This is a genomic window from Natroniella sp. ANB-PHB2 (assembly GCF_046097105.1).
Lineage (GTDB): Bacteria > Bacillota > Halanaerobiia > Halobacteroidales > Halobacteroidaceae > Natroniella.
Window position 1 is genome coordinate 358,305 of record NZ_CP175562.1, and the last position, 23,971, is coordinate 382,275.

Consider the following 23,971-nt stretch of genomic DNA (forward strand, 5'->3'; position numbering starts at 1 on the left):
CAAGGGATAAGAGGTGATAATTATGCTTAAGTATTTTAGAGAAGTTTTATTATGTTTGGCTTTGATTGTTGGGTGGGGCTTAGTTACTTGGGCTTTGGCTGATCTGTTTGGGGTTTGGGTTATAAAGTTGAGTGTTGGAGGGTTGTTATTAGGGTTGGTGGGATATAAGTTTATTTTGAAGGTCTTTAGTTATGGGGTTTATTCTTTGATGGTTGAGGAAGAGGATTAGGCTAAGGGATAAGCTTTTATTATACCTTGCATTTGAAAGGGGTGATGAATATTAATATTTTTAAGAAGGTGGCTAAGGGGTTGAGGGTTGAGGCTAATGGAAATAGGCCGAGGCTGTTACCTAGTTATAGAGGGGGCAAGCCGGAGTTTAAAAATTGGGATACTGGGAGAGCGATTAGGGAAGGGTTTAAGGCATCGAGTTATGTTTACGCTTGTGTTTATCGGATTATGAAGACTGTGGCTAGTGTGCCTTTGAAGGTTTATGAGGATGGGGAGTATAATCCTGAGCATCCATTACAGATTTTGTTGGACGATCCTCATCCTTTTTATAGTATGCAGGATATTATGGAGAGGATGGCAGCTCACCTTTATTTGGGAGGGAATTCAATTATTAAGATTGTAAGGCTGGAATCGAAGGGAGGACTACCGGTAGAGTTATTTCCACTGGATCCCGATAAAGTTGGCCCGGTGGCTGATCAGAAGAAATTTATTAGCCATTATGAGTATAATGTTGGGGATAGGGTGGAGAGATTAGAGTTTGAGGATGTAATTCATGGGATGTTTACTGATCCTGCTAATCCATATTGGGGGATGAGTCCACTCCAAGCAGCTGCAGCTATTGTTGATACTGATGTGGAGGCGATTAAGTGGAATAAGGTTACTATGCAGAATCGGGCTATTACAGATGGGGTATTTGCTTTTAAGCATGATCTGACTGGCCCTCAGTATAAGGAAGCTAAAGAGCATGTAAGGGAGCAATATAGTGCTAAGGGTCGTGGTCCATGGGTCTTGGGTAATCAGGTTGATTATATTCCTATGAGTTTATCTCCTACCGAGATGGACTTTATCCAATCAAGGAAGATGACAAGGGAGGATATTTGTTCTATATTTCAAGTACCACCTCCAATGGTGGGGCTGTATGAGAAGGCTACTCTTTCTAATATTGAGACTGCAAGGAAGATATTCTGGCTTGATGGAATTATTCCTTATTTAAAAGATGTCTTGGATACCTTTAATAAGAGTTTGGCTAAGGAGTTTGGTGAGAATGTAGAGATTAAGGCTGATACGAGTATGGTTAAGGCTTTACAGGAGAATTTAAATGAAAAGGTTGAGGCTGCTTATAAGTTTAAGCAGATGGGCTGGTCGTTGGATGAGATTAATGAGCGATTGGATTTAGGATTTAATAATTTAAGGAATCAGGAATCAGGTGATGCTAAAAATTAAAGCTGAGGGGAAGGGGGTTACATCTGAGGGTTAGGTGTAAATCCCCTCTTTTTTTATTCTTTGTTTAATTCGTAATAACCTTCTCTTTTCGAAGTAGAGGGGAATTGTCTTTAATGATCCTGCGGGGTGTTGTCTGATCTTGTTATCTAGGCCTTTCATCATTCTATTAATCCTACTTATGTACTCTTCAGCTGTGGGTAGTTCAAAGAATAAAGATAATTGTTGATGTTTTTTCATATAATTATAACTCCCTTAATTAAGTTATTGCCTTACATTTATATTTTCCCACTTTCATAGCTAAAATATACTAAAATGTAATAGATAATATAAAAAGATGGCAGATTTTGAAGAATGGTGTAACATAAGTTGGCCCTCAAAACATTCTCTCCCCACCCATAATTTTTTTGTTGCTGGAAGGAGAAAAAGTCAAGGAGGAACGCAAGGATGAGTAGTCCTTTACTTTTTGGACTGGAAGCATAGAATGGGGAATGGTGGTGGAGAGGGGTTTAGGTTTTTAGCGATATTCCAAGGCATGATGGGGAGCTGGGTTTGTAGTTAGATATGGACGTAGCATAATATTTTTCGATATGATGTGATGTTACGAATACTTTAAGCTACCCATGATGCCTCTAGCCCCTACCTTGATTTGTTTGATTGGAAGGGGGCTGCTAGGTAGTTCGGAGGGAAACGGAGAACTATTTTGCAGCATTACCATATAGTATCGAGTTAGAACAGATTGGGTTTTATCTCCCGGAAGCAACCTGAGGATAGATGAGAAACTGATGCGTCATTTCTCATTGCCTCAAATCGTTTCCCTCAATCTTCTCTCTCCCCCATTTTTAATGCAACCTTTTTGGCGAAGTGGTTTGTCGAGCCTGTCCGGGAAGGGAGTTAAAGGGAGTGGGGGTTTGGGGGAGAGGGAATGAGGGAGACAATGGGGTTGCTGGAGGGGATTTTTAAACATTAGCTGATCGGGTTGTTAAATCTTTTCTTAAAATTAAAGCCTGTCCCGGTTGAAGGAGTGGAAAGCAGTATAGATACCGGGTGGTGACTTGTTCTTTAGTCAGCTTGTAGCTATGCTGTCTTGGAGCGACTGAAACTGGGTCATCGCAATTAGGGATAGTGGTACTGAGTGTTAGTGTCAGTACTACTATCCCGTTTGTTTTTGGTGTTGGCCCGTCTATTATAAATTAATTTATTCTGTATTATCTTTTAAATTAAAGTAAAATAAGGTATAATATAATTATAAACTATTATAAAAATGAATAAAGACACCTAGTAATAGAAAGGGAGATATGATGGAAGAAAAATTATTAGATCCCAAAGTTGATTTTGTCTTTAAAAAGATATTTGGTTCGGAAAAAAGACCAAATATATTGATTGCATTTTTAAATGCTGTATTTGAAACTAAAGGTACAGAAAAAGAAATAATAAAGGTAAAGATAGATAATGCTGAGATTAATAAAGATTGGGATGAAGATAAGTTATCTCGTCTAGATGTCAAAGCAACTGCCAATAACAATAAGAAAATAAACATAGAAGTCCAGTTGAAAAATCAATATAATATGACAAGAAGAAGTCTTTATTACTGGTCTAAATTATATTCATCACAGTTGAAAAAAGGTCAAGAATATAGTGAGCTAAATAAGACAGTAGCAATTAATATTCTTAATTTTAATTATTTGAAAGGGATAGAAAAGTATCATAATTGTTTCTTGTTAAAAGAAAAGGAGACTAATCAAGTACTAACAGATTTAGAAGAGATACATTTTATTGAGCTACCTAAATTAGATGAAAGCAAGTACCAAGATGAAGATGATATAGATAATAAATTGATTCCTTGGCTATTATTTTTAAAAAATCCAAAGAGTGAGGTGGTAAAGATGATTGAAGAGAGAATAAAGGAATTAAAAGAAGCTGCTGAGACTCTTGAAGTATTAAGTCATGATGAAGAATCTAGGGAGTTATATGAAGCGAGACAAAAGGCAATTCATGACCATATAAGTAATATAGAAGGAGCTAGAAGAGAAGAAAGACAAAGGTTAGCTAAAAATTTGTTAGATATATTAGATGTAGAAACAATATCTGAAAAGACTGGATTAAGTATAGAGGAAGTTAAAAAATTAAAAGAAGAAATTTAGTATTAATAATCTAATTATGAATACTGATATTGATAAATTGAGATATAGAGTCAGCAGGAGAAATCCTGTTGGCTCTTTTTATAGCTTAAGTACTAGATAGATAAAAAGAAGTGATTTGAAACATGTGAGCCTAAGATAGAAAGTAGTAGAAGAAGATAAGAGAGATGAGAGAGTTGGCCCGAGGGGGATTATTTTTGAGAATAAAGTTGATAGAAAAATGATAGTTAAATACTTATTGTAGTTGATATAATTTAAAGTGAAGAAGTTTTATTAAAGGGATAGAGTAGAAGGTAGGTGATTATATGCAATACAAAACCAAAAGAGTTCCATTTGAACTCAAGGATTTTGATCAAGAAACAGGTGTTTTCACTGGTTATGCTGCTGTCTTTGGTAATGTAGATGCTGGTGGAGATTCAATTCAAGCCGGTGCTTTTAGCAAAACATTAAAAGAGAACAAAGATAGAATCAAAATCTGTTGGCAGCATGATCCTTATAGTCCAATTGGGAAGCCAATTGAGATGAAGGAAGATAAGAAAGGATTATATGTTAAAGGGCAGATCAGTGACACTTCATTGGGGAATGATGTAAAGATATTGATGAAAGATGGGGTGATTAATGAATTAAGTATTGGCTATGATACTGTGGAGAAAGAGTGGAAGGATGGTATTAGGCATTTAAAGGAGATTAAGTTATATGAGTTCAGTCCGGTTACCTGGGCAATGAATGATGAGGCTTTGATTACTTCTGTTAAATCTAATTATGAAATGAAGAAGGTGCTTAATAGGTTTGCAGATGTTTTAGATAGATTCTTAGAGAAGACTGAAATTAAAGAGGAGGAGAGTAGAGATTTAGAAATGGATAGATTAATCAATTCAATTGATAGCCTAGAAAAGAATATAGGAAGTAAGCTGAAGGAGGCTAATTAGTCTTCTTTTTTATTATTAAAGAGCCAAGATTTATATGCTGTTCTTGAAGGTGTTGTTTAGATTTTTTTTAGAGTTTTATTGGTTTTTAACTAAATTAATAGGAGGTAATTAAATATGGAATTAAAAGAGTTAAGTAAGAAGTTTGATAGTGTAACAGGTAATTTACAAAAATTATTAGATCAACAGGAGCAGGAGATTAGGGAGTTTGGTGAGACTACTACTAAGACGGCGGATTCTATAGCCAAGGTTGAGGGCCAAATTAAGGAGATCGGTGGTGAGATGAAGGAGTTAGAATCCCGCGCCAATGAACTGGAGAAGAAGATGAGCCGACCAAACTTGGGCTTTGCTAGTCAAAAAGAGGTTAAGAGTTTTGGTCAAGCCTTTGTCGATTCGGATTCTTATCAAAGGATGAGAAAGTCTAATCTAGACAGCTCTGATCCTGTTCATTTTAAAGGGCTCTTTTCTATGGGAAGGAAGGAGTTAACCGGTGAAGGGGATATTCCAAGGTCTACGAGGATACCTAATATCATTATGCCTCCAGAGCAGGAGTTGAGTATTAGGGATTTACTCAATGTGCAGACGACAGATAGTAACTCGATTGAGTATGTTAGGGAGGTTGGTTATACCAATAACGCTAGTGCTATAGGTGTAGGTAGTCCTGCTCCAGAATCGAGTATTGAGTTTACTAAGGAATCGGTTAATGTAAGGGATATCTCTCACTATATACCTGTACCTAACCAGGCTCTGGATGATGCTAAGCAGTTGAGGGGTTATATTGATAACCGTTTGATTTATGGTCTTAAGCAGGAGGATGAAAGGCAGATCTTATATGGTGATGGTACCAGTCCTAACCTACAAGGGATTTTGACTGATCCAGATCGTCAACAGTATAAGTGGTCTGAGGGGCAGAGTGGGGATACTAAGATTGATGCTTTAAGAAGGGCTATTACCATTGCTCGAATGACAGGGTTTCCTGTAACTGGAGTTGTGGTTAATCCTAGTGATTGGGAGGAGATAGAGCTACTTAAGGGCTCTGATGGTCATTATATCTGGGTGCAGGTGACTGAGGGAGGTCAGAAAAGGACCTGGTCCGTTCCTGTAGTAGAGACGATTCAGATTAATCCCGGAGAAGTTGCTTTAGGGGCTTGGGGAATGGGGGCGATCCTCTGGGATAGACAGGATGCCTTTATTAAGGTCTTGGATCAGCATGCTGACTTTGGGATTAGGAATATGTCGGCTTTGATGGCTAATGAGAGGGTGGCGTTGACTACTATGTTGCCTGAGAGTTTTGTTCATGTTTTATTAGATAACAAACCAACAGATTCATAGTCATAAAGAGCAAGGGCTTTGGAACTACTAATCAACATTAATAGACACTAATTAAGAGCAATTAAGAATTAAAGTTCAAGGGCAAGTATAGATCGATTAAAGAAAACAGAGGTGGGATTATTATGGTTAGAATGAGGGCCCTTAGCACTTTTAAAGGTGTTGAGGGTTTTGTTATTAGAGGGAGTGAGTTTGAGACTAGTGAAAGAAGGGCCAAGGTTCTTAAGCGGAGGAAGTTGGCTGTTGAGATAGAGGATAAGGCTGTTGGCCCGAGTGAGATAAAGGAAGATAACAAGGAAATTGATGATTCTGAAGAGTTATTGGATGGGAAGAAGTTTAAGGTGGCAGATTTAGAAGAGGTAGCGAAGCTGTTGGAGATGAGTGGATTTAGTGGATTGAACAAGGGTGAGTTGATTAAGGAAGTTAGTGAGCAGCTGTTAAAGAAAGGGTTTAGTGAGTTGCTAGGTATGAGTAAAGAAGATGTTATTAAAGAGATCAAAGGGGTAAGGGCTAGTTAAAAACAATGTACAATTAAAATATAGAAAGGAGAGGAGTATGTGTCTTTGGAGTTGTTGGAGGGTTCGGAGGTTACTGCGGTAAGTGTAGCTCAGGTTAAGGAGCATTTAGGGATTGATAATAATAGTGAGGATTCGTTACTCCATTCTTATATTAAGGCTGCTAGTAGTGCTGTGGAGAATATGACGGGGAGGGTGTTGATTACTCAAAGATGGAGGCAGTTGTTTTTTAAGGCTAAACTGCCTTTGATCCTGCTTAAGCGTCCTGTGATAGAGATTATTGAAGCTAGGTGCTTGGAGGATGGGCAAGAGATGTTGTGGGAAGCAGAGGAGTATGGGTTGCTAGGGTTTAAGATTGAGGGAGAAAGGTTACCTGGTTCATATATCTATGTAGATTATAGGGCTGGTTTTGGCGTTGGCCCGGAGGATGTGCCGGATGATATTAAGCAAGTGATTAAGTTGTTAGTTGCTTATTGGTACAATAATAGAAGCGAGGTAACTAAGGTTCCAAAAGGGTTTAAGGAGTTGCTTAGTAGTTATAGAACAATAGCGTATTAAGAGTAAAGGTTCAACTATCTCTTAAACGGAAGTTGGTGATTAAATTAGATAAGTTACAAGATTATTTTCATTATGGCATGGGAGTGTTGGGGGCTTTTGTAAGTTATGGCTTGGGTGGCTATGATCGGACTTTGGAGGTTTTGGTGTGGATGGTGGCCCTTGATTATATTACAGGGCTGCTATCTGCTTTTGTTTTGAAGGAGTTGGATAGTAATGTTGGTCGAGAAGGAATTGCGAGGAAGGTTGGTCTGTTCTTTACTGTGGCTATTGGTCATTTGGTTGATGGGGTATTAGGAAGTGGTGGAATGGTTAGGCAGATGGCGATCTGGTTCTATATCTCCAAGGAAGGGATTAGTGCTTTGGAGAATTTGGGCCAAGCTGGGGTGCCGATTCCAGAGTTTCTTAGGAAATCGTTAAAGCAGATAGAAAAACAAAAATAGGTCAAAGTCAAAAGATTAATTAATCGCGAACTTACATTAATAAAAGAATTAGAATAAAGAGTTCTTTACAATTGAATTTAAGGGGAGATTAAATGAAAATCATCATAGATGCTGGACATGGTGGTAGTGATGTTGGAGCACTAGGTCAGTTTTCTTGTGAGAAGGATATTACTTTAAAGTTGGCTAAGGTGGTTGGTTTTTTGTTGAGGCATTTGGGTTATGAAGTAAGGTTGACTAGGGATGATGATTATCTTCCTATCTGGGCTGAAAGGGTGGAGTCTAACAAGGATGATATATTTATTTCTATTCATTGTAATGGAGCACCTAACCCTTCGGTACAGGGGATTGAGACCTTCTATTATAAAGGGAGTGAGAAGGGTGAGGCGTTGGCCCGGGCTATTCAGGGGAGTTTGATTGACGCTACTAAGGAGGTGGATAGGTCTGTTAAGTCAAGTGATAATCTGTATGTATTGAGAAGAACTAAGTGTCCTGCTGTGTTGGTGGAGATTGGGTTTATAACTAATGAGTATGAAGAAAAGATGCTTAATTCGTCTGATTATCAGTTGAAGTTAGCGTTAGCTATAGTAAAAGGGATAAGAGATAGAGGATTAAAAAAATAATTTACAATGAACAATGTCCTAACACAAAATTGACAATTAAAAGGCTTAAGAAATTCAAAAAATATAAAGAGAGGGCAGAAAATTAGATAATAGAAGTTTATAAATTAGAATGGGGTGATTGTTATGTTTGGTGTTGTTATTGATCTGGTAGGGAGTTTGATTGGCTGGTTGTCGTTGTTAAGTTTGTTGATTGTTGTATTAGTTAAGTGGAAGCCTGGGTTGGATCCTTATTTTCGGAAGGGTGCTGTGATTTTGGCTGAGGTGGATGATGCGATTGATGGTATTTTGTTGGAGTTTCCTGAGAATGATTCGCTGAATACTATTAATGATTTGGTGAGTGGGGTGTTGGCCCAACTGGATGAGGCTGGGTACAAGGTTGATGGTGAGGATAGACAGAAGGTTGAGAATAGGTTGAAGGCTAAAGTTAGGAGGGAGGAAGGTTTGAGGTTGGATAGGGATGATGAGGAATATAGGATTAGGTATAGTAGGGAGTTTTAGGTGAGCAGGGGATAGTGAAGATTACTTAAGAATAAAATTGGAAGAAAAATTGATAATATATATTCTAGGGGTTTACTTAGCTTACACCCTGTTTTATTTTTTAAAAAATATTTTAAAGGTTTTATAGCTTATGGTGTTAGTATAAAAGCATAGAAGAGTACGAAAACGAGAGAAAAAATTGTAAGCTATGTGTCTAATCTAATGGGGGACCTTACATTATAATAATTAGGTTTAATATATTTTTAGTTCCACAATAATCTCGCAATAATTACGCAATAATCTCACAATAACAAAATGAAAACTAACATAAGCAATATAACGAAAAAACTTTAAATAGGCGTGTTGATAGTAATAATATTACTCAACACGCCTACAAAAAACAGCAGTAGAAAATTGACATCGTAGAGGTCAGTGGTTCGAGCCCGCTTATTCCCACCAATCATAAACCTAGTTATACCAAGGCTTTAGAGGCTTTTGGTGGAACGGGTCTTTTTTTATTTGTAGAGGGTCTTGCCGAAAAACTGCTGAAAAGGATTTGAAAATATTATTTCTTCAAACCATCTTTAAGATGTTGGATAGTGACCTTGCCCCTAATATTTTGGACAAGAAAAGACTATGCTTTTCTAACAGAAAATTGCTCTAATTTACTCATTGATTCTTATGCTATCACTTTAACACCATCGATTAAGTTATTAACCAATTGTTTTTGATAATAAGCTGGTGGAACACTTGCTATACTTGAATGTGGCCGATTATGGTTGTATTCATTAATAAATTCTTTTATAGAACCTTTACAATGTAAAATATTATGATAGTGCTTTTGATAGACTTCTTCTCGTTTTAAGGTGCCATGAAAGCTCTTAATATGAGAGTTTTCCTCAGGAGTATTAACAGCAATTCTTTCATGATCAATACCTAGCTCTGTAATGTATTTTTGAAACTCTCTACTCCTAAACTGTGTACCATTATCAGTTCTTAAAGTTAAGTTAACAATATCGCGTGAATTTACTGCTTCTTTTAAAGCTTTAAGTGCTTCCTTAGTACGACATCTAAGGCTTACATTATGACCTACTATTTCTCTAGTATAAACATCGATAATATCAAACATATAAACCCAGCGTCCACTCTCATCTATATACATCTGAACCATATCCATCTCCCATAACTGGTCTGGTCCAGTTAATTCATGCTTTTGCTTTAATTTATAATTATTTGGTTTAGGAGTAATTCTATCTTGCAGCAAATCAAGAACATCCATTATGCGATAAATACGCTTATAGTTAACCTTTAGACCCTCGCTAAACCTTAAACGATCTGTTATCATTCTGTAGCCTGCAAAAGAATATTTATCACAGTATTCTTTTACAAGCTCAACAATTTCTTTTTCAGGTACTTTATTGCCCTTTCTATCATAAGCTGGATAGCCTGAATAAAGCGATTTGTTTTGAGATCTTTTATCTTCAATTTTATTATTTTGTCTGTAATAATAAGTGCTCCTAGATAAATTAAAAGCCTTACAGAGTTCTGTAATTTTATATTCACTCTTTAAGTGATTAACGAGCTTTATTTTATCTGTGATATTTAATCCTGCCAAGGCTTTTTTTTGAGGATTTCTAGTTGAACTTTTTGTTCACCAATAATCTTTTTCATCTCATCAATTTGTTGTTCTCTTTCTTGGAGTTCAACATCTTTTTGAGATTCAATTTGATTTTTATTACCAAGGTTTTTAAGTCCACCATCAAGAAATTGGTTTTTCCAAGCATAAATTGAATTGCGACTTACACCATATTTCTCAGCAACATCAGAAGGTTTATTACCTTTTAGTACTTCAAGCACTACTTCCATTTTGAATTCATTATCATAAGTAGAACCTTTAGGCATAATTATCTCCCCCTATTAATTATTATAAGTGTTAACTAACTTCTTGTCCAAAAGCAATAGGGGGCGTAACAATAGCTTTTCTTTGCATTGTAGGAGTGGATAGGTTATAATAAATTGTACAGTTATTTCTCGGACATGATATAATAAAATCAAACTAAACTGGAGGTATATCATGGCAAAAAGATATGTTGTATTAGTTAATAATGTTAAAAAACCAAGTGAAATAATAAAAGAATAAATATTGCTAGATCTAGTATTCATAAATGGGTAAAAAACTACAATAAATCAGGTTCATTTTAAGCTAAAGATAGAATAACCCCTTTTAAGTAAACTCTATGGCACTTCTGAACTGGATGTTAATATTTTACATTTGGTTATATGAATGAAGTTGTAGTAATAATAATAATAAATAAAGAAGGAGGAGAGTATGAAGAAGATAAAAGATTTAAGTTTGGGATTTAAGTTTAGTATTGTTTTTATTTTGATTTTATTACTTGCTTTAGGTGCAAGTGGGTTGATGAGTTACCGACAGTCTTCACAAGAATTAATGAATGAAGCAGAAATGAGAATAACGGCAATTAGAGATTTAAAACGACATCAAATAGAAGATTATTTTGGAGATTTTATTAGAAACATGGAAATAATAGCTGGTTTATCATTAGCAGAGGATTCTATTTTATTATTTGCTGATGCTTTTAAGGAAGGGTTAGGTAGTTTAGACTATCAAAAAGTTGAAGAGCAGTATGGTAATGACTTTAAGGATTACAGTAGAGAAATGGGATTTTATGATTTGTTTTTAATCGACCTTGAAGGGAATATAGTCTTTTCTGTTGAAAAAGAGGCTGATTTAGGAACTAATTTAGAGGAAGGTAGGTATAGAGATACAACTTTAGCTGAGGCTTATCGAAAAGGAAGAGAAGAGGCTTATTTGACTGACTTTGCGGTATACGAAGTTAATGGAAATCCAACTTCCCATCTTGCAGCTCCAATTGAAAATGATGATACTGGTGAGTTATTGGGTGTTATTGCTGTTGAAACTGAAATTGATGAGATAAATGCTATTATGCAAGAAAGTACAGGTATGGGTGATACAGGTGAAAGCTATTTAGTTGGAACTGACTATTTAATGCGTTCTGATTCTCGCTTTGATATCGAGGGGCTGAGTAGTACTGTTTTAGAACTTGAGGTTAGAATGGATTCAGTTGAAAGGGCTTTAGCTGGAGAGAGTGGAGTTGATTTAGCAACTGATTATCGTGGAGAAGAAGTTATTAGTGCATATACTCCGGTAGATATAATGAGTCAAGAGTGGGCCGTTTTAACTAAGATAGATCATGCAGAGATTATGTCTGCTGTTGATAGGTTGCGAAATAGAAATATTGTTATTGTTATTTTAGCTTTGATTATATCTTCAGTAGTAAGTTTAGCTTTAATTAACAACGTAATTGTTAATCCGCTTAATAGTTTAACCGACTTAAGTCAACGAATAGCTAATAATGATCTTAAGGTAACAGTAGATAGTGAATTAATAAATAAAAAAGATGAGATAGGTGTATTAGCTAATTCTTTTAACCAGATGATTAACAATTTAAAAGAGATAATTGAATCTTTATTAGAAAGTGTAGAGGATATCTCTTCTTATAGTGAGGAATTATCTGCATCAGCAGAGGAAGGAAATGCTACTGTAGAGACAACCAATGCTTTAATAGATGATATGTCAGCAGGGATTCAGCAAATATCAGCCAGTGCAGAAGAAGTTGCAAGTTTTTCTGAGGAAGCAAACTCTCAAGCTGATGTAGGTGATCAAAATATCAAAGATACGGTAAATAGTATTAAAGAAATTAATGAAGTTGTTGAAGAAACAGTAAAGGTAATCAACAATTTAGATAATACATCGCAAGAAATAGGGCAGATTGTTGAGATGATTACAAATATAGCAGAGCAGACTAATTTATTAGCTCTAAATGCAGCAATAGAAGCAGCTAGGGCTGGTGAATACGGAAAAGGTTTTGCTGTGGTAGCAGAAGAAATAAGACAGTTAGCAAGTGAAACTGCTGAAGCAACAGATAAAATTGCTAACTTAGTGAATAAGACTCAGAGTCAATCGAGAGAAGGGATTAATAAAGTTAAAGATGTAGATATGAAAGCTAAAAAAGGTCGGAAAGTTGCTAAAGAAACTGGAGAATTATTTGATGAAATTAAAAATTCAGTGGAGGAAACATCAAGTCAAATAGAACAAACTGCAAGTGCAACTAATAATTTGGCCCAAAATAGTGATCAGATAACAAATGCAACAGATAATATAAGAAGTATGTCTGATGAGATTTCTAATTCATCACAGGAATTAGCACAAATGGCTCAAAGATTACAAGGTTTAATAGAACAATTTAAAATATAAATTTGATTTATCTAAGTTAATTTAACATACATATTGTATATAAGTTGAACTTGATTTTTTCATAGAATCCAGGTTATAGCTCAAAATTATCTTAAGAATAATTTATCTGTTGGAAGATTAATTTTTTTGAGCAGCTTATAGCTTGGATTTTAATAATTTCTTATCTAAAATTTTTATTTTAGCTGGAATATTCCATACTTTTATTTGTAGAGTTTAGCTGGTTTATAGTACTTATGTTAACTAAATTAATTAATGATAAATAAGGGTGAAGCGCTGTCATTAGGCAGGCTTTTTTTAGTTTTAAAATTCTTTGATAGCAAGTGGTTTCTTCAGTTTTAACCTTTTTGAAAAGAATATAAAAAATAAGTCTAACATATACTATTATAGATTTGAGTTATAGTTTTTTATATTGATGTTTTTGTTATTTTAAACTTAATTATCAATTTAAATACAGTGATAATTGATTTAGATATCCGCTAAAAGTTATTATAGTAAAGTGAACTTAGCAATTTTATTATGGAAAGTCTGAGAAAATTTATAGGAAGAGTATTAACTTAAAGTTAAGGAGTGGTTAAATGTCTTTGATCAGGATTGAAACGAAAAATCATAGTAACTTTTTGCGGGAAAGGTTGTTGTTTGAAGTTGAAATTTTGAAAGAAGACGGTACAATAATTAAAATAGATGAAGGAAAAAAGGGAGACGTTTCCTTTTTTAACTGTGAGTTAGTTGTAGAAAATGATAAATTTGAGGATGAAGTAGCTATCTTTAGGGAATATATAGCTAATATCTTATCTGATCTTATTATCAATCGGTTTGAAGAGGATTTATTACATAAGGTTTTAAAGGCTAATTATCGTTATTTTACATTAGAAGATAAGGCTAAACTGATAGAATTGGCCAGTGATAGGTTAAACTACTTAGAGAGTAAAGATGATGGGGCAATAATTTCTCAAATTCAAAGAAAAAATAGAATTCTACTGGAGATAGTTGATTATTTAGCAGATAAAAACCTAATTATATTAGAAGGGTTTGTACGGTTTAGGTTAAGAGAGTATATAGATGAACTACAACTAGCAGTTGACCAGGCTGTCAATGATTTAGCTTTAGAAAGGGAGTATGAAGAGTTTGTTTATTTATTAAAGCACTTTATTGAAAGTCAAGAATCTAAAATTGAACTAATAAATATAGTTAAAACTGAGCAAAATAAATTTAAATTCTTAAATCAATTTGGTACAGTAGTCAAAAATAATTACTTAGATGATGAATTATTGGGTTTAATGGAGCAAGATTTAGAGTATCAAGATCTATTAATTAGTGCTTTAATTACTTTAGCTCCTCAAGAAATTGTTTTGCATTTTAAAGAACCTGTTGAGATAGTAGAAACAATAGAAGGGATTTTTACTGAACGAGTTTGTATCTGCATGGGATGTAAGTATTGTGAAATAGATAGTTTGAATGAGTTAGAATAACCCCTTGTCAAATTTAGCGGAAGATTATATAATAAAGTTGATTTAAATATGATAATTGAGGGGAGTTTCTATGTTTTTAAGACTATGGTTTTTACCGGTGATAGGAGCAATAATTGGTTGGATTACTAATCTGTTGGCTATTAAATTGATCTTTAGGCCTTATGAGCCAGTAGAGATTCCTGTACTTGGATTTAAAATACAGGGGTTATTACCTAAAAGAAGTACGGAATTAGCTAAAAAGATTGGGGAGATTGTAGAACAAGAGCTATTGCCTAAAGAAGAATTAGAAAAGGAGTTGGCAGGTTTAGAAGTTAAGGATGACATTAAAGAGAAGATCTTAGAAGTGGTAGATAAAAAAGCTAAAGAAAGGATTCCACCATTTATTCCTGAAAACCTTCAAACAATGATTATTGATTTCTTAAAAAAGATGGTTCAAGAAGATTTGGACCCTGAAATTGATCGCTTTTTGGAAAAAATAAGGGATAGAATGATAAATGAAACTGATGTGGCTCAATTAGTTGAAAGTCGAGTAAGTTCTTTTGAGATGGAGGAGTTAGAGGAGTTGGTTTTAAAGATTGCAGCCAAAGAGTTGAAGCATATAGAGGTTTTAGGTGGAGTTTTAGGGTTTATTGTTGGAGTAGGACAAGCTTTAATAGTAATTAATCTTTAATTTTTTCTTGACATTGTAGTTGTTTGTAATTATAATTTTAAGTAAATCAATATGATAAAAACTATGATGAGGAAGAGTAAGTTAAGTTTTATCTTTACTAGAGAAGAGGGATTATAAAGCTGGAAGTCCCTTAAAGATGATTGACTGAAAACCACCTCGGAGTTGATCCCTGAAATTAGTAGGGTGATCCGGTTAATAATCCGTTATTTTTAGCTGAGATTAAATTTATATCTTACATATAGGTTTAAATTAGAGTGGAACCGCGAACCCTTCGTCTCTAAAGTAGAGATGGGGGCTTTTTTATTTAGGTAACAGTAATTAGTAATTGTAGATTAAAAGGTGGAATTAATTACAATATTGTGTTAGTGTCCGTAGATATGGTTTTCACGAAGAGGCTTGATTTGTAAGATTCGTAGGATCTGTGTCAGTAAAAAATTAAGTTCAAAACCTTTATGTTTAAGGGGTTAAAGGGCTTGATTTTGACAGACCACAGTCACAGAAACTGACACATTATATCAAATGAGTTTTATTTTATAATTGTTTATTAACATTGTAAATTATAAAAGGGAGGTTTACTAATGAGTAAAGTTAAGGTTACATTACCAGATGGTTCGAGTAGAAAGTATCAACAAGGAGTTACAATTAAAGAGATAGCTTTTGATATTGGCTCAGGATTAGGAAGGGCTTCGATAGCAGGTAAGGCTAATGGTCAAAAAGTTGATTTAGCTTATCAAATTAAAGAAGATGTGGAGTTAGAGATCATTACAATTGATTCTGAAGAGGGATTGGATATTTATCGCCATACTGCTGCCCATATTTTGGCCCAAGCAGTTGTTAGATTATTTGATGATGTTCAATTAGCAATCGGGCCAACGATTGATGATGGCTTCTATTATGATTTTGATCTAGAAGAGAGATTGTCAGAGGATGATTTTGAGAAAATTGAAGCGGAGATGAAAGAGATTATTAAAGAAGGTTATGAAATAGAAAGAGTTGAGCTTTCTAAAACAGAAGCGATTGCAAAAATGAAGAAATTAGGAATGGATTATAAGCTAGAGTTGGTTGAAGGAATGGAAGATGAGGTAGTCAGCTTCTATCAACAAGGCGAGTTTATCGATCTCTGTCGTGGTCCGCACCTACCTAGTACTAAGATGTTAAAGACTAATGCTTTTAAATTATTGAATGTGGCAGGTGCTTATTGGCGAGGTGATGAGAATAATCAAATGTTACAAAGAATTTATGCTACTGCATTTACTAAGAAATCTGATCTAGAAGAGCATATTCATCGCTTAGAAGAAGCTAAAAAGCGAGACCACCGTAAATTAGGTCAAAAATTAGATCTATTTAGCTTACATGAAGAAGGGCCAGGGTTTCCATTCTTCCATCCAAAAGGAATGGTTGTTAGAAATCAATTGATAGATTTTTGGAAGGAAGAGCATCGCAAAGCAGGTTACGAAGAGATTAAGACACCGATTATCTTGAACCAAAAACTGTGGGAGCAGTCTGGTCACTGGGATCATTATCGTGATGATATGTACTTTACTGAAATTGATGAGCAAGATTATGCTGTTAAACCTATGAACTGTCCAGGTGGAATATTAGTTTATAAAGATAGAATGCGTAGTTATCGTGATTTGCCGATTAGGTTGGGAGAATTAGGGCTTGTACACCGTCATGAACGTTCTGGAACTTTGCATGGATTGATGCGTGTTAGAAACTTTACCCAAGATGATGCTCATATTTATTGTTTGCCAGAGCAGATTGAAGATGAGTTGAGTGGAGTTATTAAGCTGGTTGATAATATTTACAGTGCTTTTGGATTTAAGTATAATGTAGAGTTGAGTACTAAACCAGATAAAGCAATGGGTTCTGATAAGTTGTGGGAACAGGCTACTAGTGCCTTAAAGGAGGCAATTATTGCTAATGATTTAGATTATGAAGTCAATGAAGGTGATGGGGCATTTTATGGGCCAAAGATCGATTTTCATTTAGAGGATTGTTTAGGGCGTAGTTGGCAGTGTGGGACTATTCAGTTGGACTTCCAGATGCCAGAACGTTTTGATTTAACTTATATCGGTCAAGATGGAGAAGAACATCGTCCAGTAATGATCCATCGTGCTATATTGGGTAGTTTAGAAAGATTTATGGGAATCTTGATTGAGCACTATGCTGGAGCTTTTCCAGTTTGGTTGGCCCCTATACAAGCTGAAGTAATTCCAATAACTGATGCTCAGCTTGATTATGCTTATCAAGTCAAGGAAGAGTTAGAGGCAATAGGAGTTAGAGTTGAAGTAGATAGTCGCCAAGAAAAGGTAGGATATAAGATTCGAGAAGCACAAGTACAACAGATTCCTTATATGTTAATTGTTGGAGATGATGAAGTAGAAGCAGGTACGGTATCCGTTAGAGAACGGCGTGAGGGAGATTTAGGAGCAGTTAAGCTTGGCGAATTTAAAGATGATTTGTTGAAAAAAATAGAAAATAAATTATAGGAAAAAGTAGTTGATTCTATGCTTGACGTCTCAATATAGATGTGATATACTACTTAAGAATAATAAAGTAGAAGTTATCCGCTTCTCACCTAAAGTCAGTGAGCTTTGGGTTAATATGTTATCAAGTATAGATTCCCTAGGGGATCTATGTTTTGATGTGTCAATTTAGCGGATGGTCTACTCTAGACCATCTGTTTTTCTTTTAAAATTCTCAGGAGGTGTATATAAAATTAGTACTGATTTGAAGATCAATGATCGGATTCGTGCTCGAGAGATTAGAGTTGTCGATAATGAAGGAGAACAAGTTGGAATTATGCCATTAAAGAAAGGGATAAGCATTGCTAGGGAGAAAGGTTTGGATTTAGTTCAGGTAGCTCCTAATGCTAAACCACCTGTTTGTAAAATTATGGACTATGGAAAGTATAAATATGAGCAGGCTAAGAAGGCTAAAGAAGCCAAAAAGAACCAAAATGTGATGAAGACTAAAGAGGTTCAAATGAGCGTTAAAATTGAAGAGCATGATTTTAATGTTAAAGTTGATATGGCTAAACGTTTTCTTAATAATAAAGATAAAGTTAAGGTCAGAATTCGTTTCCGGGGTAGAGAAATTACTCATAAACAGCTTGGCTACGAATTAATGGATAAATTAGCAGAAGAGGTTAAAGAACTTGGGCGAGTTTCAAGTAAGCCAAGTATGGAAGGTAGAAATATGATTATGTTCATAACTCCTAAGAGTGATAAGTAATTTATGGAACATATAATCTAGTAATTAATCACAACGAGAGGAGGATTTATTTATGGGGAAGATGAAGACGCACAAAGGTATGAAAAAGAGAGTTAAGAAGACAGGTCGCGGTAAATTCAAGCGTAAAAAAGCATATAGAAGCCACTTGATGACAAAAAAGAGTGGTAATAGAAAGAGAAAGCTTAATAAAGATGCATTAGTTGATGAAGGTAATCAAAAAAGAGTTGAAAAATTATTACCATATGAATAAATACAAAAGCAGAAAAGGAGGATATCTAAATGCCACGGGTTAAACGAGGAAACAAAAGACGTAAGAGAAGAAAGAAAGTATTAAAGTTAGCGAAAGGATATTTCGGAGCTAAAAGTAAGTTATATCGGCCAGCTACTGAGCAGGTAATGAAGTCCTTACATTATGCTTATCGAGATAGAAGACAAAAAAAGAGAGATTTTAGAAAGTTATGGATTACAAGAATCAATGCAGCAGCTAGACAAGAAGGTATGTCTTATAGTAGGTTTATTCATGGATTAAAGCAAGCTGATGTTGATATTAACCGAAAGATGTTAGCGGATTTAGCAGTAAATGATCAAGATAGTTTTGCTGAATTGGTTGAGTTAGCTCAGGAAAACTTATAGTAACTAAAAGAGCTTAAAGCTGGTGCTTTAGGCTCTTTTTATGTTTACTTTTATTAATTAAGGGAATGCTAAAAGAAATTGGTATAAGAAAGGAGTTATCTAGTGGAGATATCAAGCTTTACAAATAATAAAGTTAAATATTTAAGGTCATTATATCAAAAAAAGTATCGACGTAAGGAAGATAAATTTGTACTAGAAGGTGTTAAGATTATAGAAGAGGCGTTAGAAGAGCAAGTAAGACTGGAAGCTATTTTTTACTCAGATTACTTATCAAGAAACAGGAGAGGTCGCCGTTTGTTAGATAGGCTAGAGGAGAGCCAGATTGAACTGGTTAAATTAACAGATGATTTATTACAACAGATAGCCGATACAGTTTCTCCTCAAGGGGTTTTAGCAATTGCTAATAAGGTCAATTATGAGACCCAAATTTTAAGTGGTTCTGATCGATTAATCTTAATTGTAGATCGAGTACAAGATCCTGGTAACCTAGGAACGATTATTAGAACTGCAGATGCAGCAGGTGTTGATGGAATTATTATGACTAAAGGAACGGTCAGTCTATATAATCAAAAGACGATTCGAGCAACGATGGGTTCCTTGTTTAGAGTTCCTATCTTAAAGGAGAATGATTTAGATGAGTTACTAAAGTGTCTGAAAGAAGAGCAAATTAGTTTGGTTGTAGCTGATGTTGATGGAGAAGATTATCATTTTGAGGTTGATTATAATCAAGCAATTGCTATTATTGTTGGTAATGAGGGAGTTGGCCCGCGAGAAGAATTATTGGTTGGTGCAGATAAAAAGATCAAAATTCCCTTAACAGGTGGAGCAGAATCACTCAATGTAGCAATGGCAACAGGGATAATTATTTATGAGGCTGTAAGGCAGCGGTTGGGTTAATTTGACTTGTCAAGGATAGGAAATTATGATATAATGCAAGGCAAAGTAAATTAAGCTTAAGGCGTTGAAGGAGTTCAAGTAATCTAGTCTTTTTAGAGAGAGAAGGTATTTTAAGCTGAAAGTATCTTCACTAAAACTAGATGAAATTCCCTCTGGAGTTATTAGCTGAAATATAGCAAAGCTATAAAGTAGGTTGGATCGGTCTTCTGCCGTTATCAGAAGTTAGAGATAATTTATCAATTGGTTATTAACTAGTTAGAGTGGTTAATGATTATTTGATAGATTAATTAAGGTGGTACCGCGGAGATAGTCCATTGTCTTTCGTCCTTGGTTGGAAGAAAGTGATGGATTTTTTTATTTGGGAAGAATAATTATTTAAATTTAGATTAAGGAGGAGTTATGATGGAGGATAAATTAAGAGAGATTGAACAACAGGCAACTTCTGCAATTGAGAAGGTTGACTCGTTAGAACAATTAGAAGATTTACGGGTCAGTTATCTAGGTAAGAAGGGAGCAGTAACAGAGATTTTAAGGGGGATGGGAGATTTGGCCCCTGAAATGAGGCCGATAGTTGGAAAGTTAGCTAATCAAGTAAAGGGAAAAATAGTTAATTTAATAATTGAGCAGGAAGAAAGGTTAAAAGAAGTAGCTAAAAATAAGCAGTTGGCTGCGGAAACTATTGATGTTACTTTACCAGGTCAAAAGCAGGGAGTAGCTAGAAAGCACCCTTTGACTTTAGTCTTTGATGAGATCAAAGAGATCTTTTTGGGATTAGGTTTTCAGATTGCTGAAGGGCCAGAGGTAGAAGCAGATTATTATAACTTTGAAGCTTTGAATTTCCCAGCTAACCATCCTGCTCGTGATATGCAAGATACTTTTTATATTGAAGGGGATCGGTTATTACGAACTCATACCTCTTCAGTGCAGGTTAGGACAATAGAAGATCAAGAGCCACCAATCAGAATTATTGCCCCGGGGCGGGTTTATCGTTCAGATGAGATTGATGCTACTCATACGCCAGTCTTCCATCAGGTAGAAGGGTTGATGATTGATCGAGATATCTCTTTTGCTCACTTAAAAGAGACTTTGATTCGATTGAGCAAAGAGTTATTTGGAGCAGACCGAGAGGTTAGGTTTAGACCGAGTTATTTTCCGTTTACTGAACCAAGTGCTGAGGTTGATATTTCTTGTGCTAAATGTGATGGGGGTGGCTGTAAGCTCTGTTCAGGAACAGGGTGGTTAGAAATTTTAGGGTCTGGTCTGGTACATCCTAATGTTTTAGAGATGTCTGGTGTAGATTCTAAAGAGTATAGTGGATTTGCTTTTGGGATGGGAGTAGAAAGGATTGCGATGTTGAAGTATGGCATTGATGATATTAGATTACTTTATGATAATGATTTGAGGTTTTTGAAGCAATTTTAGGAAGGATATCATATTCTTTATGGTGAAGATATCGACCACGGAAAGTCCACAGTACTTGAAGGGAGTCTAAAACCTTAATATAGCACAGATTAAATTACATAATGTAGGGGAGGATTAAGATGAAGGTTTCATATAGTTGGTTACAAGAATACGTTGATTTTGATTATACGCCAGAGGAGTTGGCCCATAAGTTGACTTTGGCTGGTTTAGAAGTAGATGGTATAGATTATCAAGGGGAAGAGATTGCAGATATAGTAGTAGGTGAAATTAAAGAGTTAGCGGAGCATGAAAATGCAGATAAATTATCGGTTTGTAAGGTTGATATTGCTCAACAAGAAGAGTTGCAGATTGTTTGTGGAGCAACTAATATGGAGGTAGGAGATAAGGTTCCTGTTGCCCCGGTAGAGACGGTCATGCCTGATGGAATGGAGATTAAAGAGGTTGAATTAAGAGGAGTAAGATCTTGTGGGATGATGTGTTCTACCGATGAATTAAATTTAGATGATGATGGAGTAGATGGTCTCTTTATTTTACCTGATGATGTTGAAGTGGGAAGTAATCTTGTTGATGAGTTAGAGTTAGATGATATTATTATTGAATTAGATTTAACTCCTAATTATGCTCATTGCTTGAGTATGGTTGGAGTAGCTAGGGAGGTAGCAGCCTTAGCAGGAACTGAAGTAAAGATGCCAGAAGTTGAAGTGGAAGAGATCGAAGAGCAGGTTGAAGATTGGATTAAGGTAGAAGTTGCAGATAATAAACTAGCACCACGTTATGCTGGACGAGTTATTACTGGAGTTGAGGTTAAAGATTCTCCTTTGTGGTTAAAGAAACGATTGGAAGCAGTAGGGGTTAAACCGGTTAATAATATAGTTGATGTGACTAACTTTGTTTTGATGGAGTTAGGTCAACCATTACATGCTTTTGATTACGAACAGATAGCTGAACAAAAGATCATAGTTAGAAAGGCTAATTCTGGGGAAGAATTGGTTACCTTAGATGATAAGCAAAGAGAGTTAGATAAGGAAATGTTAGTAATTGCTGATGCTCAAAAACCGATCTGTTTAGCAGGAGTAATGGGTGGATTAAATAGTGAGGTTGATCAGCAGACGACGACTATCTTTTTAGAAAGCGCAAATTTTGATCCAGGGTTAGTAAGGAGTACTGCTAAAAAGCTAGGAATTCATAGTGATGCTTCACATCGATTTGAAAGAGGGGTAGATATAAACTTAGCTGTTTTTGCTTTAGAGCGAGCAACGGAATTGATCACTCAAATCAGTGGTGGTCAAGTGGTTAATGGAGTGATAGATGTTTATCCAGAAGAAGTTAAAAAAGAAGTGCTGCCTCTAAACTTAGAAAGAGTAAGAAAGTTACTAGGAGTTGAGTTAAGATCTGAAGAAGTTAAAAATTTACTAGAGAAATTAAATTTCATAGTCAAAGGGAAAGAAGAATTAAATGTTAAAGTACCAACCTATCGAGTTGACATTAATCAAGAGGTTGATTTAATAGAGGAGATTGCAAGAAGCTATGGTTATGATCAAATAGAACCAACTAAACCAGTAGGGGGGATTATCCAAGGGAAAAAGAGTTGGCCCCAAAAGGTTGAAGATAGAACAAGAGATATTTTAGCTGATTTAGGCCTTTTTGAAGTGCAGAATTATTCCTTTATTAGTCAAGCTGCTTTTGATCAAATTAATTTGCCAAAAGGTAGTCAATTACGTGAGGTAGTAGAACTAGGTAACCCACTCAGCCAAGACTATTCAGTATTAAGGACTACTTTACTTCCTGGTTTATTAGAAAACCTCCTTCTTAATTTCAATCGTAAAGTTGAAGAAGTAAGTATTTTTGAGTTAGGCAAAGTATTTATGCCAACAGTTGAGCAGGAGTTGCCACTAGAAAAGTTAAAACTAACAGCTGCATTAATGAAAGAAGATTTAATTGATGATTGGAACTTAGATGCTGCTGGGTTCTTTTATTTAAAAGGGATTTTGGAAGAATACTTTTCTAGTCTAGGTATTGAGCAGTTTGATTTTGTATCAGCTAAACATCCAAGCTTGCATCCAGGTAGAACGGCAAAATTAGAGGTTGGTGGTAAGATGTTAGGATATTTTGGAGAAATACATCCTGAAGTGCTTGATAACTATGGTTTAAGCCAGCCGGTTACAGTCTTTGAGTTAGATTTTTCAACTATTGTTAAAGCAGCAACTGATGTTAGGCAATATAATCAGCTCCCTAAATATCCAGCCTTAACAAGGGATATTGCTTTAGTTGTTGAAGAGAAAGTTACTAACCAAGAAATCAAGGATGTTATTTTAGAGATCGGAGATCAGATATTAGAGTCAATTGAACTATTTGATTTGTATCAAGGTGAGCAGGTTCCAGTTGGACATAAAAGCTTAGCTTACTCCTTAAATTATCGAGTGCCAACAAGAACTTTAACTGATAAAGAAGTTAATCAAGTTCAAGCTAAGATAGAAGAAGAGTTAGATCAAAGACTAGGAGCTAAAATTAGACAATAATTAATTAAGAACATAATTTAAAGGTTAAGACGGTTGGGATAATAAGTTGTTATTTAGCCCAACCGCTAACTTTTTTGAATTTATACTTGACATTCTAGAATACAAATGTTATTCTATTAATTGTCGCTTACAAGAGATATAGAAATTTAATCTTTTCTTGACAAGTTTGATCTAATATGTTAAATTATTAGTTGTGCTGGTCAAGGGAGAAAAGTTTTGATTTTTTCTTGACAAGCTTGAAGTAGAGTGATATACTACTCGATGTTGTCGCAAAAAAAGATCAGCGACAAAAAAGATTTCAGAAAAGTTCTTGACAGACAAGAGTGAATTTGATATTATATTAATTGTCGCTTGAGAAAGTGACAGAAAAAT

The 23,971-nt window shown here is 35.1% G+C and carries 23 protein-coding genes and 2 other annotated features; of the genes, 20 read left to right on the top strand and 3 right to left on the bottom strand.

Annotated elements, in window-relative coordinates:
* Positions 1 to 22 precede the first annotated feature (22 nt).
* Positions 23 to 229 carry a hypothetical protein gene (locus ACKF5P_RS01865; RefSeq protein ID WP_408955814.1) on the top strand — a complete coding sequence of 69 codons (207 nt, stop codon included), beginning with the start codon at positions 23 to 25 and terminating at the stop codon, positions 227 to 229.
* Positions 230 to 273: 44 nt separating this feature from the next.
* Positions 274 to 1,452, top strand: a complete 1,179-nt coding sequence (locus tag ACKF5P_RS01870) for a phage portal protein (RefSeq protein WP_408955815.1) — start codon at positions 274 to 276, stop codon at positions 1,450 to 1,452.
* A gap of 30 nt (positions 1,453 to 1,482) precedes the next feature.
* On the opposite strand, the gene ACKF5P_RS01875 is transcribed toward ACKF5P_RS01870, so the two are convergent.
* Positions 1,483 to 1,689 carry a hypothetical protein gene (locus tag ACKF5P_RS01875; RefSeq protein WP_408955816.1) on the bottom strand — a complete coding sequence of 69 codons (207 nt, stop codon included), beginning with the start codon at positions 1,687 to 1,689 and terminating at the stop codon, positions 1,483 to 1,485.
* 1,061 nt (positions 1,690 to 2,750) lie between these two features.
* Here ACKF5P_RS01875 and ACKF5P_RS01880 point away from each other — a divergent pair.
* From ACKF5P_RS01880 to ACKF5P_RS01915, 8 genes are all read left to right on the top strand, one after another.
* Positions 2,751 to 3,593 carry an Rpn family recombination-promoting nuclease/putative transposase gene (locus ACKF5P_RS01880; protein WP_408955817.1) on the top strand — a complete coding sequence of 281 codons (843 nt, stop codon included), beginning with the start codon at positions 2,751 to 2,753 and terminating at the stop codon, positions 3,591 to 3,593.
* A 302-nt stretch (positions 3,594 to 3,895) separates the two neighbouring features.
* Entirely contained in the window at positions 3,896 to 4,519 is a 624-nt protein-coding gene (locus ACKF5P_RS01885) for an HK97 family phage prohead protease (protein WP_408955818.1), read from the top strand.
* 114 nt (positions 4,520 to 4,633) lie between these two features.
* Positions 4,634 to 5,848 (top strand): phage major capsid protein, encoded by a 1,215-nt coding sequence (locus ACKF5P_RS01890; protein ID WP_408955819.1) that lies wholly within the window; start codon positions 4,634 to 4,636, stop codon positions 5,846 to 5,848.
* Between the two features lie 122 nt (positions 5,849 to 5,970).
* On the top strand, positions 5,971 to 6,363 hold the full coding sequence (locus ACKF5P_RS01895; RefSeq protein WP_408955820.1) for a hypothetical protein: 393 nt from the start codon (positions 5,971 to 5,973) through the stop codon (positions 6,361 to 6,363).
* 45 nt (positions 6,364 to 6,408) lie between these two features.
* Positions 6,409 to 6,918 carry a head-tail connector protein gene (locus ACKF5P_RS01900; RefSeq protein WP_408955821.1) on the top strand — a complete coding sequence of 170 codons (510 nt, stop codon included), beginning with the start codon at positions 6,409 to 6,411 and terminating at the stop codon, positions 6,916 to 6,918.
* A gap of 35 nt (positions 6,919 to 6,953) precedes the next feature.
* Positions 6,954 to 7,358, top strand: a complete 405-nt coding sequence (locus tag ACKF5P_RS01905) for a holin family protein (protein WP_408955822.1) — start codon at positions 6,954 to 6,956, stop codon at positions 7,356 to 7,358.
* Between the two features lie 92 nt (positions 7,359 to 7,450).
* A complete protein-coding gene (locus ACKF5P_RS01910; protein WP_408955823.1) occupies positions 7,451 to 7,978 on the top strand; it encodes an N-acetylmuramoyl-L-alanine amidase in 528 nt (175 codons plus the stop codon).
* A 123-nt stretch (positions 7,979 to 8,101) separates the two neighbouring features.
* Positions 8,102 to 8,476: a hypothetical protein gene (locus ACKF5P_RS01915; RefSeq protein ID WP_408955824.1), complete on the top strand. Its 375-nt coding sequence runs from the start codon at positions 8,102 to 8,104 to the stop codon at positions 8,474 to 8,476.
* Between the two features lie 658 nt (positions 8,477 to 9,134).
* Here the strand turns inward: ACKF5P_RS01915 and ACKF5P_RS01920 are convergent.
* Positions 9,135 to 10,070 (bottom strand): IS3 family transposase, encoded by a 936-nt coding sequence (locus ACKF5P_RS01920; protein WP_408955825.1) that lies wholly within the window; start codon positions 10,068 to 10,070, stop codon positions 9,135 to 9,137.
* A complete protein-coding gene (locus ACKF5P_RS01925) occupies positions 10,058 to 10,357 on the bottom strand; it encodes a transposase (RefSeq protein ID WP_408955826.1) in 300 nt (99 codons plus the stop codon). Before ACKF5P_RS01925 ends, ACKF5P_RS01920 begins: the two co-directional genes overlap by 13 nt.
* A 427-nt stretch (positions 10,358 to 10,784) precedes the next feature.
* On the opposite strand from ACKF5P_RS01925, the gene ACKF5P_RS01930 reads away from it, so the two are divergent.
* From ACKF5P_RS01930 to pheT, 10 genes are all read left to right on the top strand, one after another.
* On the top strand, positions 10,785 to 12,752 hold the full coding sequence (locus ACKF5P_RS01930; RefSeq protein WP_408955827.1) for a methyl-accepting chemotaxis protein: 1,968 nt from the start codon (positions 10,785 to 10,787) through the stop codon (positions 12,750 to 12,752).
* Between the two features lie 575 nt (positions 12,753 to 13,327).
* Positions 13,328 to 14,221, top strand: coding sequence for a sporulation protein YtxC (gene ytxC, locus ACKF5P_RS01935; protein WP_408955828.1), 894 nt, complete (start codon positions 13,328 to 13,330; stop codon positions 14,219 to 14,221).
* A 70-nt stretch (positions 14,222 to 14,291) separates the two neighbouring features.
* The gene (locus ACKF5P_RS01940; RefSeq protein ID WP_408955829.1) at positions 14,292 to 14,891 is read left to right on the top strand and encodes a DUF445 domain-containing protein; all 600 of its coding nucleotides are present in this window, start codon (positions 14,292 to 14,294) and stop codon (positions 14,889 to 14,891) included.
* A gap of 54 nt (positions 14,892 to 14,945) precedes the next feature.
* Positions 14,946 to 15,173, top strand: a binding site (T-box leader).
* Positions 15,174 to 15,469: 296 nt separating this feature from the next.
* Entirely contained in the window at positions 15,470 to 17,383 is a 1,914-nt protein-coding gene (gene thrS / locus ACKF5P_RS01945; RefSeq protein WP_408955830.1) for a threonine--tRNA ligase, read from the top strand.
* Positions 17,384 to 17,555: 172 nt separating this feature from the next.
* Positions 17,556 to 18,128 carry a translation initiation factor IF-3 gene (gene infC / locus ACKF5P_RS01950; protein ID WP_408955831.1) on the top strand — a complete coding sequence of 191 codons (573 nt, stop codon included), beginning with the start codon at positions 17,556 to 17,558 and terminating at the stop codon, positions 18,126 to 18,128.
* 52 nt (positions 18,129 to 18,180) lie between these two features.
* A complete protein-coding gene (rpmI, locus tag ACKF5P_RS01955) occupies positions 18,181 to 18,378 on the top strand; it encodes a 50S ribosomal protein L35 (protein ID WP_408955832.1) in 198 nt (65 codons plus the stop codon).
* A gap of 29 nt (positions 18,379 to 18,407) precedes the next feature.
* Complete coding sequence (gene rplT / locus ACKF5P_RS01960; RefSeq protein WP_408955833.1) at positions 18,408 to 18,761, top strand: 50S ribosomal protein L20; 354 nt, start codon at positions 18,408 to 18,410, stop codon at positions 18,759 to 18,761.
* A gap of 102 nt (positions 18,762 to 18,863) precedes the next feature.
* A complete protein-coding gene (locus ACKF5P_RS01965) occupies positions 18,864 to 19,658 on the top strand; it encodes a TrmH family RNA methyltransferase (RefSeq protein WP_408955834.1) in 795 nt (264 codons plus the stop codon).
* A gap of 55 nt (positions 19,659 to 19,713) precedes the next feature.
* Positions 19,714 to 19,990 (top strand) — a binding site (T-box leader).
* Positions 19,991 to 20,060: 70 nt separating this feature from the next.
* Positions 20,061 to 21,080 carry a phenylalanine--tRNA ligase subunit alpha gene (gene pheS, locus ACKF5P_RS01970; protein ID WP_408955835.1) on the top strand — a complete coding sequence of 340 codons (1,020 nt, stop codon included), beginning with the start codon at positions 20,061 to 20,063 and terminating at the stop codon, positions 21,078 to 21,080.
* Between the two features lie 119 nt (positions 21,081 to 21,199).
* Positions 21,200 to 23,599: a phenylalanine--tRNA ligase subunit beta gene (pheT, locus tag ACKF5P_RS01975; protein ID WP_408955836.1), complete on the top strand. Its 2,400-nt coding sequence runs from the start codon at positions 21,200 to 21,202 to the stop codon at positions 23,597 to 23,599.
* Positions 23,600 to 23,971 lie beyond the last annotated feature (372 nt).

Excerpts from the sequence above, each read along its gene's own strand:
- ACKF5P_RS01865 (WP_408955814.1), top strand. The coding sequence starts at position 23 with ATGCTTAAGTATTTTAGAGAAGTTTTATTATGTTTGGCTTTGATTGTT.
- ACKF5P_RS01870 (WP_408955815.1), top strand. The coding sequence starts at position 274 with ATGAATATTAATATTTTTAAGAAGGTGGCTAAGGGGTTGAGGGTTGAG.
- ACKF5P_RS01875 (WP_408955816.1), bottom strand. The coding sequence starts at position 1,689 with ATGAAAAAACATCAACAATTATCTTTATTCTTTGAACTACCCACAGCT.
- ACKF5P_RS01880 (WP_408955817.1), top strand. The coding sequence starts at position 2,751 with ATGGAAGAAAAATTATTAGATCCCAAAGTTGATTTTGTCTTTAAAAAG.
- ACKF5P_RS01885 (WP_408955818.1), top strand. The coding sequence starts at position 3,896 with ATGCAATACAAAACCAAAAGAGTTCCATTTGAACTCAAGGATTTTGAT.
- ACKF5P_RS01890 (WP_408955819.1), top strand. The coding sequence starts at position 4,634 with ATGGAATTAAAAGAGTTAAGTAAGAAGTTTGATAGTGTAACAGGTAAT.
- ACKF5P_RS01895 (WP_408955820.1), top strand. The coding sequence starts at position 5,971 with ATGGTTAGAATGAGGGCCCTTAGCACTTTTAAAGGTGTTGAGGGTTTT.
- ACKF5P_RS01910 (WP_408955823.1), top strand. The coding sequence starts at position 7,451 with ATGAAAATCATCATAGATGCTGGACATGGTGGTAGTGATGTTGGAGCA.
- ACKF5P_RS01915 (WP_408955824.1), top strand. The coding sequence starts at position 8,102 with ATGTTTGGTGTTGTTATTGATCTGGTAGGGAGTTTGATTGGCTGGTTG.
- ACKF5P_RS01925 (WP_408955826.1), bottom strand. The coding sequence starts at position 10,357 with ATGCCTAAAGGTTCTACTTATGATAATGAATTCAAAATGGAAGTAGTG.
- ACKF5P_RS01930 (WP_408955827.1), top strand. The coding sequence starts at position 10,785 with ATGAAGAAGATAAAAGATTTAAGTTTGGGATTTAAGTTTAGTATTGTT.
- ytxC (WP_408955828.1), top strand. The coding sequence starts at position 13,328 with ATGTCTTTGATCAGGATTGAAACGAAAAATCATAGTAACTTTTTGCGG.
- ACKF5P_RS01940 (WP_408955829.1), top strand. The coding sequence starts at position 14,292 with ATGTTTTTAAGACTATGGTTTTTACCGGTGATAGGAGCAATAATTGGT.
- thrS (WP_408955830.1), top strand. The coding sequence starts at position 15,470 with ATGAGTAAAGTTAAGGTTACATTACCAGATGGTTCGAGTAGAAAGTAT.
- infC (WP_408955831.1), top strand. The coding sequence starts at position 17,556 with ATGGTCTACTCTAGACCATCTGTTTTTCTTTTAAAATTCTCAGGAGGT.
- rpmI (WP_408955832.1), top strand. The coding sequence starts at position 18,181 with ATGGGGAAGATGAAGACGCACAAAGGTATGAAAAAGAGAGTTAAGAAG.
- rplT (WP_408955833.1), top strand. The coding sequence starts at position 18,408 with ATGCCACGGGTTAAACGAGGAAACAAAAGACGTAAGAGAAGAAAGAAA.
- pheS (WP_408955835.1), top strand. The coding sequence starts at position 20,061 with ATGGAGGATAAATTAAGAGAGATTGAACAACAGGCAACTTCTGCAATT.
- pheT (WP_408955836.1), top strand. The coding sequence starts at position 21,200 with ATGAAGGTTTCATATAGTTGGTTACAAGAATACGTTGATTTTGATTAT.